The organism is Sphingomonas sp. SORGH_AS_0950, from assembly GCF_030818415.1.
Taxonomy (GTDB): Bacteria; Pseudomonadota; Alphaproteobacteria; order Sphingomonadales; family Sphingomonadaceae; genus Sphingomonas.
Genome location: NZ_JAUTAE010000001.1, coordinates 2,490,993 through 2,505,331, shown reverse-complemented (window position 1 = coordinate 2,505,331; position 14,339 = coordinate 2,490,993). Strand labels below are relative to the sequence as shown.

At 70.2% G+C, this 14,339-nt stretch carries 14 protein-coding genes; 2 read left to right on the top strand and 12 right to left on the bottom strand.

Annotation, left to right across the window (positions count from 1 at the left end; all coding sequences use genetic code 11):
* The first annotated feature begins 59 nt into the window (after positions 1-59).
* Positions 60-995 carry an alpha/beta fold hydrolase gene (locus QE385_RS11045; RefSeq protein WP_307101770.1) on the top strand — a complete coding sequence of 312 codons (936 nt, stop codon included), beginning with the start codon at positions 60-62 and terminating at the stop codon, positions 993-995.
* A gap of 2 nt (positions 996-997) precedes the next feature.
* On the opposite strand, the gene QE385_RS11040 is transcribed toward QE385_RS11045, so the two are convergent.
* The 6 genes from QE385_RS11040 to QE385_RS19860 all read right to left on the bottom strand — a co-directional run bounded on the left by QE385_RS11040 (position 998) and on the right by QE385_RS19860 (position 6,742).
* On the bottom strand, positions 998-1,702 hold the full coding sequence (locus QE385_RS11040; protein WP_307101768.1) for a GIN domain-containing protein: 705 nt from the start codon (positions 1,700-1,702) through the stop codon (positions 998-1,000).
* 52 nt (positions 1,703-1,754) lie between these two features.
* Positions 1,755-2,501 (bottom strand): head GIN domain-containing protein, encoded by a 747-nt coding sequence (locus tag QE385_RS11035; protein WP_307101766.1) that lies wholly within the window; start codon positions 2,499-2,501, stop codon positions 1,755-1,757.
* Positions 2,502-2,613: 112 nt separating this feature from the next.
* Complete coding sequence (locus tag QE385_RS11030; protein ID WP_042486954.1) at positions 2,614-3,147, bottom strand: CarD family transcriptional regulator; 534 nt, start codon at positions 3,145-3,147, stop codon at positions 2,614-2,616.
* Between the two features lie 254 nt (positions 3,148-3,401).
* The gene (gene fdxA, locus QE385_RS11025; RefSeq protein ID WP_125959090.1) at positions 3,402-3,743 is read right to left on the bottom strand and encodes a ferredoxin FdxA; all 342 of its coding nucleotides are present in this window, start codon (positions 3,741-3,743) and stop codon (positions 3,402-3,404) included.
* 29 nt (positions 3,744-3,772) lie between these two features.
* Positions 3,773-4,093 (bottom strand): S4 domain-containing protein, encoded by a 321-nt coding sequence (locus QE385_RS11020; RefSeq protein ID WP_261268405.1) that lies wholly within the window; start codon positions 4,091-4,093, stop codon positions 3,773-3,775.
* Between the two features lie 153 nt (positions 4,094-4,246).
* Complete coding sequence (locus QE385_RS19860; RefSeq protein WP_373424656.1) at positions 4,247-6,742, bottom strand: helicase-related protein; 2,496 nt, start codon at positions 6,740-6,742, stop codon at positions 4,247-4,249.
* Between the two features lie 219 nt (positions 6,743-6,961).
* On the opposite strand from QE385_RS19860, the gene QE385_RS11010 reads away from it, so the two are divergent.
* Entirely contained in the window at positions 6,962-8,449 is a 1,488-nt protein-coding gene (locus tag QE385_RS11010; RefSeq protein WP_307101760.1) for a M23 family metallopeptidase, read from the top strand.
* Between the two features lie 4 nt (positions 8,450-8,453).
* On the opposite strand, the gene QE385_RS11005 is transcribed toward QE385_RS11010, so the two are convergent.
* The 6 genes from QE385_RS11005 to QE385_RS10980 form a co-directional block, all read right to left on the bottom strand.
* Positions 8,454-10,094 carry an ATP-binding protein gene (locus QE385_RS11005; RefSeq protein WP_307101758.1) on the bottom strand — a complete coding sequence of 547 codons (1,641 nt, stop codon included), beginning with the start codon at positions 10,092-10,094 and terminating at the stop codon, positions 8,454-8,456.
* An 82-nt stretch (positions 10,095-10,176) separates the two neighbouring features.
* Entirely contained in the window at positions 10,177-10,896 is a 720-nt protein-coding gene (locus QE385_RS11000; RefSeq protein WP_373424719.1) for a TIGR02186 family protein, read from the bottom strand.
* A 38-nt stretch (positions 10,897-10,934) separates the two neighbouring features.
* Entirely contained in the window at positions 10,935-11,849 is a 915-nt protein-coding gene (locus tag QE385_RS10995; protein ID WP_307101754.1) for a sulfite exporter TauE/SafE family protein, read from the bottom strand.
* A gap of 45 nt (positions 11,850-11,894) precedes the next feature.
* A complete protein-coding gene (locus QE385_RS10990) occupies positions 11,895-12,860 on the bottom strand; it encodes a hypothetical protein (RefSeq protein ID WP_307101752.1) in 966 nt (321 codons plus the stop codon).
* Positions 12,857-13,834 carry a glycosyltransferase family 2 protein gene (locus QE385_RS10985; RefSeq protein WP_307101749.1) on the bottom strand — a complete coding sequence of 326 codons (978 nt, stop codon included), beginning with the start codon at positions 13,832-13,834 and terminating at the stop codon, positions 12,857-12,859. Before QE385_RS10985 ends, QE385_RS10990 begins: the two co-directional genes overlap by 4 nt.
* Positions 13,720-14,235, bottom strand: coding sequence for a glycosyltransferase (locus QE385_RS10980; RefSeq protein ID WP_307101747.1), 516 nt, complete (start codon positions 14,233-14,235; stop codon positions 13,720-13,722). Before QE385_RS10980 ends, QE385_RS10985 begins: the two co-directional genes overlap by 115 nt.
* Positions 14,236-14,339: the final 104 nt, after the last annotated feature.

Genomic DNA, 14,339 nt, shown 5'->3' with positions numbered 1-14,339 from the left:
AAAACGGCGGGAAGGGCGGTAGCGACCGGACTCCGTCCTCCGCCGTGAAGGGAAAGTCCGTGGCGCCATCACCGCACTGGTCCGCCGAATGGCTGTCCACCTGGGAAGCCCCGGACGGCTGGGTCCATCGCCGCTATGATCGTCCGCACGCAGAGGGCAGCGTGCGGCGCGGGCGGTTGCTGTTCCAGACCGGGCGCGCCGACATGATCGAGAAATATGGCGATGCGATCGACCATTTCCGCACCCTGGGGTGGGATGTGACCGCATTCGACTGGCGCGGGCAGGGCGGATCGGGGCGGCTGGCCGAAGGGGACACCGGGCATGTCGAGGGGTTCGACCGGCTGATCGATGATCTCGCCGCCTTCCATGCCGATTGGGTGGCGCAGGGCGAGGGGCCGCATGTCGTGCTGGGCCATTCGATGGGCGGGTTCGTCACGCTCGCCGCATTGGCGGCCGGGCGGATCGCGCCCGATGCGGTGGTGCTGGTCGCGCCGATGATCGCGATGCGCTCGCCGATCGGGCAATGGGCGGGGGCGCGGTTCGCCCGCTGGCAGGCGGGGCGGGGCGATCGCTTCCGCCCCGCCTGGCGTCGGCTGGAGACGCCCGCCGCCGCCACCGCCCGGCAAAAGCGGCTGACCCATGACCTTGCGCGCTTCGCCGACCAGCAGGCGTTTCGGCGGATGCGGCCCGAACTCTGTCTCGGTTCGCCCAGCTGGCATTGGGTGGCGAAGGCTTTCCGCGCAACGGCGGCGCTTCGCGACGATCCGGGGCTGGCGCGGATCGAGACGCCGGTGCTGATGCTGGTAGCGCAGGCCGACCGGCTGGTCGATGCGCGCGCCGCCGGGCGCGTGGCGGCGCGGATGCCGAACGCCACGTTGGTCTGTTTCGGCCAGGGATGCGCGCATGAGATCTTGCGCGAGGCCGATCCGGTCCGCGCCAACGCCCTGGCGGTGATCGACGCCTTTCTGGCGCGGCGGGTGGGGGCGCCCGGCTGATCCTATCGCGGGCCGCAGCGGGTCGTGCCGCCGCCGCCGCCGAGGATGCGGCATTTGGGCGTGCCGTCGACCGTCACCCGGCCCAGCCCGTTATTGGCGATGGTCGCGCTATAGCGGGCCCGCGCCGTCACCTCGCCCGGTCCCTCCAGCGTGACGGCCAAGTCGCCGACCTCCAGCCCCCCGGCGGCGATGGTCACAGTGCCGTTGCCCGCCAGCCGCGCCTTGCCGACCCGCCCGCCACCGATCGCCAGCCTGCCCGATCCCATCAGCGACGCGGCCAGCTGCTCGCCCTCCACCCGCTCGATCCGGACATCGGAGGGCCCCGCGATCGACACGTTCAGGCCGGGGCCGCGCAGCGCCTGCGCGGTGATCCGCGATCCGCCGATGACGGTGATCGCCGACAGCGGCGGCGCGGCGAGGGTCAGCGTCACCGGCTGGCCCGCCGGGCGTCGCATGGCGGGATCGCCCGGCATCATCCGGACGACCAGGCTATGCCCGTCGACATGCACATCGACCCGGCGCAGCGTCTCCGCATCCCCCGACAGCATGGCGCGCGGCGAGGGCGCGGTGGTCAGCGCGACGACGAACGCCCCCTCGACCCGCAGCGAGTCGAAGCTGCTCAGGTCGATCCGCCGATCCGCCGCCCCGGCGCCGGTGACGGGGATCAGGGCGGCCAGGATCAGAATGGACGGCAAAAGGTGACGCATCGCCCTATCCTCGTCCCGATCGCGCCGCTCGGCAAGCGCCGCCGGGCGGTCCTTATTGCCGTCCGCAGCGCACCGATCCCGAACCCGCCTTGCCGACCGTGCAGACCGAATTCGGGCCCAGATCGGCACTGCCCGACCCGGTCAGACCCACCTGGGCGGGACCATCGACCCGGACGGTCACATCGCCCGATCCGCTGATCCCGACCTTGGCCTTTCGGGCGTGCAGACCGGCGGCGTTGAGGCTGCCCGATCCGGCGACGCCGATCTTCAGCGCATCGGCGGTGCCGGCGGCGCTGATCGAACCCGATCCGGCGATCCCCAGATCCGCATCGCCCACCCGCATCGCGGCGATGGCGAGATCGCCCGAGCCCGCGACACCGCCCTTGAAGCGCGCCCCCTCAACCCGGTCGATCGTCATCCGGCCCGATCCGCCGACTCCGGCGCCGGTCAGGCGGGGCAGGGTGACCATCACCCGGACGCCGGAGCGCTTGCCCCAATGCACGCCCTTTTTCAGCCCGATCAGCAATTTGTCGCCGTCGCGCGCGACGCGCAGCTGGTCGAGTTCGGCGCTGGGCCCCTCGGCCCGGACCGAGAAGTCGCGGCCGACCCGGATGTCGACCGGATCGCTGCCGCTCGACTCGACGCTGGTGAAGGCGGTCGCGGCATAGCTGCGCGCACCGCCCGATCCCTGAGCGGGGATGTCTTGCCCCCGCGCGTCGCTTTCAAAGGAACAGGCGGCGGTGGGGATGGCCAGCGCGACGATGGCCAGGAGCGAGGGAAGAGCGAGCGACTTCGTCATGGGCGACCTCCTGTGTGTTGTGTGAACAATACACGCGGTCGGGGCATGGGCGCAAATGAAAAGGGCGGCCCCGTCGGGACCGCCCTTTTCGGTTCGGAAATAGCGAACGGCCTCAGGCCGCAGGCTTTTCCTTGTTATAGATGGCGGCTGCGGCGCGCAGGATTTCCAGGATCTTTTCCTGGGCGCGGGGCTCGTCCACCTCTTCCATCGCGGCAAGTTCGCGCGCGAGGCGGCTGGTGGCGGCCTCGAAGATCTGCCGCTCGGAATAGCTCTGCTCGGGCTGGTCGTCGGCGCGGAACAGGTCGCGGACCACCTCGGCGATCGACACCAGGTCGCCCGAGTTGATCTTGGCTTCATATTCCTGCGCGCGGCGCGACCACATGGTGCGCTTCACCTTGGGCTTGCCCTTCAGCGTTTCCATCGCCTCGCGCATGGTCTTGTCCGAGGACAGCTTGCGCATGCCGACCGACTCGGCCTTGTTGGTGGGAACGCGGAGCGTCATGCGCTCCTTTTCGAACCGCAGCACATAGAGTTCGAGCTGCATCCCTGCGATTTCCTGCTTTTGCAGCTCGATGACGCGGCCCACGCCATGTTTGGGATACACGACATAGTCACCGACGTCGAAGTGGAGCGCCTTGGCAGCCATTGGGGGCCTTTCCGGATCAAGGCCTTCGCGCGAGCGCCGAACGAGCGGAAATGGGTCCACTGATCAAGCCGGCCTCGGGAAGGAAGGGTCGAACACATCAAGGCGGGCCGTCGCAAGAAAAAGCTAGGCCCGTCGCGGAACCATATAGCATGGTCGCAACAAAATTACCAGCATATCCGCATGGCTACCCGTCGCAGGACGGTGCCGGTGCGGATCGGTCGACTCCGGTCGTTATCCCCGCTTAGTCGCCCCGCTTAGTCGCCCTTGCCGGGTTCGGGGCTGAAGAACTGCTCATATTTGTTCTCGACCCCCTTCATCGCATCGGCGTCGGGCGGCGTCTGGTCCAGCTTGCGCGTGACGTTGGGCCATTGGGCGGAGAAGGTGTTGTTCAGCTCCAGCCACTGTTCCAGACCGCTCTCGGTATCGGGCAGGATCGCCTCGGCGGGGCATTCCGGCTCGCACACGCCGCAGTCGATGCACTCGGACGGGTTGATGACGAGCATGTTCTCGCCCTCATAGAAGCAGTCGACGGGACACACCTCGACACAGTCCATATACTTGCAGCGAATGCAGGCATCGGTGACGACGTAGGTCATGACAACTCCCAAGGTACGAACGCGTGCTGCTATGCCGCATGCGACGATCCGTCAACGCTTGAAACCGGCGAAGTGACCAGATCGCAGTAGCAGGCGCGTCCTTCGGCGGGTGGTCCGCGCCGGACGGGGAGCGATTCCACCCGCAGCACGCGCACCTGGCCATGATGCGCGAAGGTCAGGATGCTGCCGATCCGTACCGGCGCATGCGCCCGGTCGATCGCGCGCCCATCCATCCGGAAATGCCCGTCACACGCCATCGCCTGCGCCGTATCCCGCGACTTGGCGATCCGCGCCCACCAGAGGAAACGGTCGAGCCGCATCGACTCGGGGGCAGGGGCGCGGTTCGTCATGGGGTCAGCCGGTCCTTTCCATCATAAAAATCCAAAACATATTATCCGCCCCGGCGGAGGCCGGGGCCCAGTCGCCATGCAGCCGGGTGGCGAGCCATGACTTTCATCGCAACTGGACCCCGGCTTTCGCCGGGGTGGCGAGGTGAAGGGGACTCACGAAGGCCGTCCCCAGTCGGCTAGCGCGGCGAAGGCGTTGCCGGGGCGTGCCTCGACGCGCGGCGCGGGACGGGCAGGGGGGCGGCCCCGCCAGATCCAGCGGGGGGCTTGGTCCTCGACGTCGCCACGCACCTTGCGGAAACCCAGATCGCCCATCAGCCGGTCGAGCGTCGCGGGTTCCAGCCCGATCGAGGTCGCCAGCGCCGGGTCGGGTGCGAACGGTCCGCGCCCCTGCCGCGCGTCATGGGTGGCGCGCGCGATTCGCTCGACCAGATCGATCCGCACCGCCTGCTCGCCCAAGGGCCGAAAGCCCGAGGCCACGGTCCGCCCCGGCTCGTCCCGGCGCAAGGTGGTCGCGCCGATCCGCGCCAGTTCGGGGCTTTGCCCCCAAAGCGTCATCAGCGTGCGCCGCCATGCCGCCGCGGCGGGCTTGAGCAGCCGCGCGTCGAAGATGTCGAGCGTCCCGATGGTGATCCCCAGCCCGCGCAGCCGGCGCCGCTCCTCGGGCGACAGCGCGTCGATCATCAGCCGCAGCGGCTGGCGCGGGACGATCCCGCCCGCATCCTCCAGCGCGGCGGCGACGGCGCGCAAGGCGGGCGACGCCTTGGCCTCGCGCGCCAGGGCGGCGAGCCGGACGAGCGCGGGCACGTTCCGATCGAGCGCCCGCGCCACCCAGCCGTCGAGGCGCGCCTTCACCCGCTCGCGAAGCGGCTGGCTCAGGCAATCGAGATCGCGCTCCAGCCGCACGACCGGCCGCCCCAGCGACGGCCCCGCCACCAGCCGGGCCACGCCATGCCCCTCCCAGACCAGCCGGTCCTCGACCAAAGTGAGCGCCTCCTGCCCGGCGGCGATCAGCGCCTCGGCCCGCCGCGACCGCTCGGTGCCGAGCCGCTTTTCGGCCGCCGCCAGCAACAGCCTCTTGTCGTTCGCCCGCGCCCCCGCCTCGACGGTGAAGCGGAACCCCTCCAGCCGCCCGATGGGGTGATCCTCGACCAGCACCTCGCCCTCCGGCCCGATCGTGACGGGCAGCGCGCCCGCATCCGCGCCGATGCGGCGGATTAGCGCGGTGGTGCGCTTGTCGACGAAACGCTGGGTCAGGCTGGCATGGAGCCCGTCGGACAGCCGCTCCTCGATCTCGCGGGTTCGCTCGGCCCAATGCTTCGGGTCGGCCAGCCAGTCGGCGCGCTGCGCGATATAGGCCCAGCTGCGGATCGCGGAGAGCCGCCCGGCCAGCGTCTCGACATCGCCCGCCATGCTGTCCAGCCGCGCGATCTCGTCGGCGAACCATTGGTGCGGGACATGGCCCAGCCCTTCGGACAGATGGCCGAACACGCGCGAGACGAAGCGGGCATGCGGATCGATGCCGACCTTGCGGAAATCGGGAATCCCGCACGCCGCCCACAGCCGCGCGACCATGGCGGGCCGCCGCACCCGGTCGCGGACCCAGGGTTCGTCGGCCAGCCGCTTCAGAACCTGCAAATCGGTGGCGAGCGGCGCGGCGCGCAGCACGCCGGGTTCGGGCTTGCGCTCCAGGCTCTTGATCAGCGCGTCGATGCTCGACAGGTCGGGATCGCCGTCGCGCCAATAGAGGTGGTCGAGCCGGGGGAAGCGATGCTCCTCGATCGCCAGCATCTCTTCGGGCAGGAACGCGTCGGGGCCTTCCTCGGCCAGCGCGCCGAAGGTGCCGTCGCGGTGATGCCGCCCGGCGCGGCCCGCAATCTGCGCCATCTCGGCGACGGTCAGGCGACGGCGGCGGCGGCCGTCGAACTTGTGGAGGCCCGCAAAGGCGACATGCGCGACGTCCATGTTCAGCCCCATGCCGATCGCGTCGGTGGCGACGAGATAATCGACCTCGCCCGCCTGGAACATCTGAACCTGCGCGTTGCGGGTGCGCGGGGACAGCGCCCCCATCACCACCGCCGCGCCCCCGCGCAGGCGGCGCAGCATCTCGGCGACGGCATAGACCTCCTCGGCGGAGAAGGCGACGATGGCCGAGCGCTTGGGCAGGCGGCTGATCTTCTTGGCGCCCGCATAGGACAGGGTCGAGAAGCGCGGTCGTGCGACGATCTCCGCCTCGGGCACCAGCGCGCGGATCATGGGTTTCAGGGCCTCGGAGCCCAGGATCATCGTCTCGTCCCGGCCGCGTGCGTGCAGCAACCGATCGGTAAAGACATGACCGCGCTCGGGATCGGCACCCAGCTGCGCTTCGTCCAGCGCGACGAAGGCGACGTCGCGGTCGGGCATGGATTCGGCGGTGCACAGGAACCAGCGGGCGTCGGGGGGAACGATCTTTTCCTCGCCCGTCACCAGCGCGACCTTTTCCGGTCCCTTCAGCGCGACGACGCGGTCATAGACCTCGCGCGCGAGCAGGCGGAGGGGAAAGCCGATGATGCCGCTGCTATGCGCGCACATCCGCTCGATCGCGAGGTGCGTCTTGCCGGTGTTGGTCGGCCCGAGAACGGCCGTCACGGTGCCCGATACGCGGCTGGTCATGATCCCTACATCGGGCTTCGCGCGGCCGGTTGCAACGGCATGAAGCAAGATGGCGGATGTCGGGCCGGTTTCGGCCCGAACCGGCCACGCCCGGTCGCAGCAGCGGGGCGGGGGGCGGCGCGGGCGTTTGACTTTGCGGCCCCGGGTTCGCACGGCGATCCTCGTGCGCCGGGGGGATCGGCGACGCTGATCGACGACAGACGGACGCATCATCCACCCATGTTCCTGACCACCGACGATACATTGATGGCCTCGGGCGGCTTCGGCTCGGGCGGTACGGCCGTCCGGCTGCCGGGCACCGCGCTGGCGCCGATTGCCGGCGGACGGCTGGCGCGCTGGCGCGCGGGGTTGCGCGGCATCGACTGGGTGCCCGATCTGGGCGCGCAGATCGGCAGCCGTGCCTGGTGGCGCGGACTGGCGACGTGCACCGGGCTGTGCGCCGCGACGATCGCGATGGCGCCGGGCTTTCACCGCCCGATCCAGTCCCCCTCGCCCGCCGCATGGACCGGAGAGGCGCGGAGCAACGCCCGGGCCCAGGCGATCGCGCCGCTGGCGCTGGGGGCCGATAGCGGTCGGCACATGGCCGCGAACGAACTGGTGGCCAATCTGGCCGAGGCGCCCGAGCGGCCGGTGGTCGAACTGTCCGCCACCGTCGGGTCGGGCGACCGGCTGGCGCGCGTGCTGCAACGCGCCGGGGTGGCGCGCGACCAGGCGCAGGCGGCGGCCGATCTGGTCGCGCAGGCGACGGACGGTGCGGACATCGCCTCGGGCACCCGCGTCATGCTGACGCTGGGGCGGCGGCCCAGCCGGACGGTCGCGCGGCCGCTGGAATCGATGACGCTGCGCGCGCGCTTCGACCTGGCGGTCACGCTGACCCGCACCGCGCAAGGGCTGGCGATGACGCAGCAGCCGATCGCGATCGACCGCACCCCGCTGCGCCTCCAGGGGCTGGTCGGATCCAGCCTGTACCGTTCGGTCCGCGCGGCGGGCGCCCCGGCCAAGGTGGTCGAGGCCTATATCAAGGCGCTGTCGGCGCGGCTGTCGGTCGGGCGCGACGTCCGGCGCTCGGACAGTTTCGACTTGATCATCGAACGCGAACGCGCCGCCACCGGCGAGACGCGGCTGGGCAAGCTGCTGTTCGTCGGGCTGAACCATGGCGGTCGCCAGATGCAACTCGCGCGGCTGGCGGGGGACGAGGACAGCCCCTGGTATGACGTCAACGGCCAAAGCGAACGGCGCGGCGCGATGGCGGTGCCGGTCGCGGGGCGTATCACCTCGTCCTTCGGCAAGCGGATGCACCCGATCCTGGGCTTCATGCGGATGCACAAGGGGACCGATATCGGCGCCCCTTACGGCGCGCCGATCCATGCGATCATGGACGGCGTCGTCCAGTTCGCCGGGCGATCGGGCGGCTATGGCAATTTCGTGAAGCTGACCCATGCGGGCGGGATCGCCAGCGGCTATGGCCATATGAGCCGTTTCACGGTCCGCTCGGGCGCGCGCGTCCGCCAGGGGCAGGTGATCGGCTATGTCGGCTCGACCGGCATGTCGACCGGGCCGCATCTGCATTGGGAGGTGTGGAAGAACGGCGTGACCGTCAATCCCTACAGCCTGAAGCTGACGAGCATGGCCGCGCTGTCGGGCGCCAGATTGCGCGCCTTCCGCCAGGAGGTTCGCGCGCTGCTGGCGGTTCAGCCCGGTCGCTGAGCCGTTATTTCCCCGCCCCGCGCCAGCGGGCGACGGTGTCGGCCAGCATCGCATCCCCGCGGGCAGGACGCGCCCATAGCTCGGTGATCGTCATGTCGCCGGAGACGGGGCAAAGCTCCTCGTCCAGCGTATCCAGGCTCGCGCGCATCGGCAGAGCGACGCCCTCGCCGCACAGGATCGCCTCGCGGTTGCGCAGCGCCGAGATGGTGTCGAGCAGGCCGCGCCCGCCCTCGGGCATCGCCGCGCGGACCACCGCCTGATCGCGTTCGTTGTTCAGCCGCATCGCGATGATCGTGCCGCATTGCGACAGCACGCCCTCGGCCAGATCGGACGGACGCTGGGTCACCAGTCCCAGCGAGACGCCATATTTGCGCCCCTCCTTGGCGATGCGCGACAGGATGCGCCCCGCCGCCGAATGGCGTTCGGCATGCGCGGGGATGTAGCGGTGCGCCTCCTCGCAGACCATCAGCACGGGGCGGCGATCCTCGGGCCGCGACCAGATCGCATGGTCGAAGATCATCCGCGCCAGCATCGCGACGACCACGCTCGTCACCTCGGAGGGGACGCCCGACAGGTCGATGATCGAGATCGGCCGCGATCCGCCCGGCATGCGCAGGATGCGCCCCAGGAATGCCGCCATGGTGTCGGCGACCAACATGCCGGAGAACATGAAGGCATAGCGGGAATCGCCCTTCACCTCCTCGATCCGCGCCTTCAGCCGCTGATAGGGCGCGGTGTCGCCCGCGCGGTCGAGCTTGCCCATCTCCTGCGCGATCGCGGCGGTCAGGTCGGACAGCAGATAGGGGATGGGGGTGTCGATGGTGACGCGGGGCAGCTCGGCCGCCGCCCGGTTGCGCATCCGCGCGGCGAGCAGGCAGCGGGCCAGGATGTCGACCTCCGCCTGTCGCTCGGCCGGACCGGCGGAGAGCAGCATCTCGGCATGTTCCTCGAAGGTCATCAGCCAATAGGGCATGCGCAGATTGCCGACATCGTGGATCTCGCCCCGGTCGGAAAAGGCGCGGGCATATTCGCCGTGCGGATCGATCATCACGACATGGCCCAGCGGCGCGAGCGCGCAGATGCGGTGCAGGATCAGCGCGGTCGCGGTCGACTTGCCGGTGCCGGTCGATCCCAGCATCGCGAAATGGCGGCCCAGCAGCGCATCCACCGCCAGCATCGCGGGCACGCTGCGCCCCGGATGGACGGTGCCGATCCGGATGGTGGTGGCATGGCGCTGGCCATGGATCGCCGCCAGCTCGGCCACCGAGACCGCATGGACGGTGCTGCCCGGCATCGGATAGGCGGTGACGCCGCGTCGAAAGCCGTAGAGCTCGCCGGTCTCGGGATTGCGCATCGCCTCGCCCATCAACTCGATCTCGGCGGCGATGGCGGCGGCGTCCTGTGCCGGGTCGAGCGTCAGCGAGCGGATGCTGCCCACGATCCAGCGATCGCCATGGCGCAGCTTGACCGGGGTTGCGACCTGCCCGGCCTGCGCCAGCACGGGATCGGCATGGCCGGACAGCAGCGCCAGTGCCTCGCGCTCGAGCAGGACGCGCCCGCCCGCGCCCGCGATGCCGAGCAGCCAGCCGATCGCGGGTGTGTCATGGGAAAGCGTTTCGGACGGTCGGGGCAGGAGGGCGTGCATCGGCCAGCACATATCCGGTCAGGGGAGGAATCAGCCCCGACCGTTAGGGATCAAAGACTTAAGAAGCCGTATCGATCCCGCCTCAGACCCGCCGCGCGATCCACCCGGCGGTCCAGCCGAGCAGCACCGAGAGCGCGACCACGGTCAGGCCATAGGGAATGGCGGCGCGGTCGGCGGCGCGCGCGACGAACCGCTCGAACCCCGATTTGCGGATGTCGATATCGCGTACCGCGGCGGCCAGCACGCGGCCGTCGCGGATCAGGAACGTCTCTGCGGTGAAGCGTCCCACCGGCACGCGCGCGGGGATGGTCACGCGCGCGCGGTAGAGGACATTGTCGGTGATCTCGACCGCGCGCGGCGCCTCGACATATAGCCCCGCGCGGCGGCGCTGGTCGACCAGCCCGGCCTGGAACCGCGCCTGCACATTGGCGGGCGCGTTGGAGGCGGGGGAAAGCTGCAGGCTGTCCAGCCCCAGTTCGTAGATGGCGCGCGTCCGGTCGTCGACGATCCGGTTGATCGGGCGGGACGAGGCGATGGCGTAGAAGGACGGTGCCGACTGATAGCGCAGCCGCCCGGCATTGACCCACAGCCCGGCGATCTTCTCCTTCTCGCGGATCAGGATCGACTGGGTCGGGCCCTTGACCACCACGACGATGTCGGTCGGCCGGTCGTCGCTGGGCGGGCGACCGCCGGGATAGAGGATCGCGCCGAACAGCAGCAGCTCGGCGCCGGTGAAGCTGTACACGATCTCGATATCGCGCTGCGACACGTCGGGGACCAGCACCGGCTTGGCCTGCCCCATCAGCAGCGGCGCGAGCAGCGTCAGGAGCGCGGCCCTCCTCACAGCAGCTGGACCGTGAAAATCTCCTCGGGCCGCCAGACCAGCCCCAGCAGGATGCGCAACCCGACGAGCAGGACGATGACCGCCAGCGCCAGGCGGAGATATTCGGGTTTGACGTTGGTCGCCAGCTTCGCCCCGACCTGCGCGCCCGTCACCGAACCGATCAGGAGCAGCGCGGCCAGCACGATGTCGACCGCCTTGGTCGTGGTCGCATGAACCATGGTCGCGGCGGCGGTGACGAACAGCGTCTGGAACAGCGAGGTGCCCAGCACGACATTGGTCGCCATGCCCAGGATATAGATCATCGCGGGGACAAGGATGAACCCGCCGCCCACGCCCAGCAATATGGTCAGGATGCCGATGAAGAAGCCCAGCAGCAGCGGCGCCAGCGGCGAGATATAGAGCCCCGAGGCATAGAATCGCGTGCGAAAGGGCAGGGCGGCGACCATCGGGTGATGCCGACGCCGCGCCGCGCGCTGGGCCACGCCCCGGCGCTGTGCGATGATCGCGTTCGTCGCCTCGCGCGCCATGACCGATCCGATCCAGCCGAGCATCAGGACATAAACGATGGCGATGACCGTATCGATCTGCCCGCTCGCCTGGAGCAGGCGGAAGATCCAGGCCCCCGCGAACGACCCGACGATGCCGCCCGCGACCAGCACCCCGCCCATCTTCACATCCACCCCGCCGCGCCGGAAATGCGCGAACACGCCCGAGACGCTGGCCCCCGTCACCTGGCTGGCGGCAGAGGCGGCGGCGACGGTGGGGGGAATGCCATAGACGATCAGCAACGGCGTGGTCAGGAACCCGCCGCCGACCCCCAGCATGCCCGACAACAGGCCCACGCCCGCGCCCAGCGCGACGATGACGAGCGCGTTGACCGACAGGTTGGCGATCGGAAGATACAGGTCCACGGCGGCGTTATAGCCCGATAGGCCTTGCCGAACAGTATCGGCGGATCAGAAATCGCCCGCCAGCGACAGGGCCGGGCCCGAGTTCGGCGCGGCGCGCCCCGCGATCCTCTGTCGCCAGTCGAGCGACAGGCGCATCCACCGCCCGGCGAGCGGCACGCCCACCCCCAATGTGGGACCGATATCCAGCCGCCGCACCTCGCGCTGCGCCCCGCCCCACAGACCCAGCCCGAGGTCTATGCCGGCCGCCAGCGGCGTCGTCACCCGGGCCGCGCCGTCGGCAAAGGGCTCGATCCGGGCGCGGGCCACCGCCCCGGCCTGCGCATACAGGGTCAGCGCGAGCCCCGGCGCGACCGGCCGGGGGCCGATCCCCGCCACCGCCAGCAGGGCAGGCCCGCCATCCCCGCCATCCAACGGGATACGCTGCTCGACCAGCACGCGAACCGGCCCATGGGGAAAGGGGCGCCAGTCGAGCCCCGGCGCGATCTCCCGGCTCATGCCGTTCAACGCCGACGAGACCCGCAGGCTGGCGGACAGGGTGCCGCTTCGGTCGAGGCGACGGAGCAGCCGGACACCCGCCTGCGAACCGCCCAGCTGTCCGCCAGGCGTCAGCGCATCGCCACCCCTTCGCAGGATGGCCCAGGCGGAGGCGCTCCATCGGTCGGGCGGTCGCGGGCCTTCGGGCAGAAGCGGAATCGCATCCGCCGGCGGGTTTGGTCCCGGCGTGTCGTCCGGGAACGGCATGACGGACGATAGCGGAGGAGGGGCGGGGGCCAGGACGGGGATGGACCGGCTCCGTTCGGGGTGTCGTTCGGTGGGTCGCTCCTCGGGGGTGCCTGGCCGGACCGCGCGCACCGCCACCGGCTGCGCCCCCGACCGCATGGCGAGATGCAGGGTCGGGGGCCGGACCGCCGTCACCGGCGCATCCGTCTCGGACGGCAGCAGGAAGGCGACCCGCCCCAGCGTCCATAGCGCCAGCGTACCCCCCAGGAAGCGTAGCGGCCGCCCGCTCATGGTTGCGGCGACAGGTCTGGAAAGGCGTGGCTGGTCTTGTCCCAGACGACCGGGCGCCCGCGCAGCACGAGCAGATAGCGGAGCAGCGCCCGCGGCGCGGCGGCCAGCGCGACGAAATTGCCGATGACGAAGCGCGGCAGCGACCACAGCGCCTCCCGCCAGCCATAGGCCCGGCCGGTAAAGACCATCCGCATCGTCAAACGCCACCCCAGCAGCAGCGCGTTGATCGCGAACAAGGTGCGGAGCGCCGGGGTGAGCGGTGGCAGCGGATGCCCCTCGACCCACCAGGTCACGATGCCGAACGCCTCGGCGAACAGCCCCAGATAGGCCGCCGCCAGCACCAGCATGGCCAGCGGCGCTCGCCGGTCGCGCAGCCGCCACCAGTGATCGCCCAGCGCGGCGGTACGGCTCCAGCCGGTGCGGTCCCAGCCGATCAGAGCGATGCCCGTCATCCACCGCGCCTTTTGCCGGATCGCGGCGATCAGCGTGGCGGGGAAATAGGCGCGCACCGCGACGATGCCGCCCGCCGCTCCGTCGGCGACCCGTGCGAACAGCCCTTCACCCCCCAGCTCGGCGATGCGCAGACCCAGTTCGTAATCCTCGGTCAGGCTGGTCGAATCGAACGGATCGCCGCCGCGCCGCGCCGCAATCTCCGCCAGCATCGTCGGGGCAATGGCGCAGCCTGTCCCCGCCAGCGGCATTCCCGCCCCGATCCAGGTGCGAACGACCAGCTGCTTCTGATGGCTTTCGGCAAATTCATCGGCATAATGGCCGGACACCAGTCGAGAGCCCGGCACCACCAGCGGCAGCACGGGCAATTGCACTACCGCGCGTCCCTCGATCAGCGTGTCGAACACCGTCAGTTCGTCGGGATGCACGACATCCTCGGCATCGTGCAGGACGATCGCCTTGACCGCGAAATCCTCCACCACGCGATCCCGCGCCAGCGCGCGCCCCACAGTGCGTTGAGGCAATCGGCCTTCGTGGTGGGGCCGTCGCGCGGGCCGATGACCAGTCGGACGCGTTCGTCGTGTTGCGCCACATCGGCGGCGGCGGCGATGGTGGCGGGGTCATTGGGGTACAGCCCGACATAAAGCCGGTAATCGGGGTGGCGGAACCGCGCCAGCGCCGCCGACAGCATCGCGCCGATCACAGCCGCTTCGTCCCAGGCGGGGATGAAGACGATCATCCTGCCCGGCTCCAGCGGCGGGGGCAGGGCATGGCTGTGGATCGGGGTCGCGCTACGCCTCGCCAGACGCCGCGCCAGATAGAGCAGATCGACCAGAAGATCGTCCAGCCCGCCGATCAACAGCCCCGCCGCTGCGAACAGGGTCAGCTCGCGCGCGACGACGGCCATCACCCCCGTGACATCCATCCGGCATTCCCCCTTTGCCGATGCGCGAATGTGACGGCCGGATTGCGGCGGATCAACAGGATTATGGGAAGCCGGATGGTTGCACCGCGTGCTGCGCTGCAACA

What these genes read in the sequence shown, in the direction of transcription:
- QE385_RS11040 (WP_307101768.1), bottom strand. Translation starts at nt 1,702, where the DNA reads ATGCGTCACCTTTTGCCGTCCATTCTGATCCTGGCCGCCCTGATCCCC.
- QE385_RS11035 (WP_307101766.1), bottom strand. Translation starts at nt 2,501, where the DNA reads ATGACGAAGTCGCTCGCTCTTCCCTCGCTCCTGGCCATCGTCGCGCTG.
- QE385_RS11030 (WP_042486954.1), bottom strand. Translation starts at nt 3,147, where the DNA reads ATGGCTGCCAAGGCGCTCCACTTCGACGTCGGTGACTATGTCGTGTAT.
- fdxA (WP_125959090.1), bottom strand. Translation starts at nt 3,743, where the DNA reads ATGACCTACGTCGTCACCGATGCCTGCATTCGCTGCAAGTATATGGAC.
- QE385_RS11020 (WP_261268405.1), bottom strand. Translation starts at nt 4,093, where the DNA reads ATGACGAACCGCGCCCCTGCCCCCGAGTCGATGCGGCTCGACCGTTTC.
- QE385_RS19860 (WP_373424656.1), bottom strand. Translation starts at nt 6,742, where the DNA reads ATGACCAGCCGCGTATCGGGCACCGTGACGGCCGTTCTCGGGCCGACC.
- QE385_RS11010 (WP_307101760.1), top strand. Translation starts at nt 6,962, where the DNA reads ATGTTCCTGACCACCGACGATACATTGATGGCCTCGGGCGGCTTCGGC.
- QE385_RS11005 (WP_307101758.1), bottom strand. Translation starts at nt 10,094, where the DNA reads ATGCACGCCCTCCTGCCCCGACCGTCCGAAACGCTTTCCCATGACACA.
- QE385_RS11000 (WP_373424719.1), bottom strand. Translation starts at nt 10,896, where the DNA reads ATGGGGCAGGCCAAGCCGGTGCTGGTCCCCGACGTGTCGCAGCGCGAT.
- QE385_RS10990 (WP_307101752.1), bottom strand. Translation starts at nt 12,860, where the DNA reads ATGAGCGGGCGGCCGCTACGCTTCCTGGGGGGTACGCTGGCGCTATGG.
- QE385_RS10980 (WP_307101747.1), bottom strand. Translation starts at nt 14,235, where the DNA reads ATGGATGTCACGGGGGTGATGGCCGTCGTCGCGCGCGAGCTGACCCTG.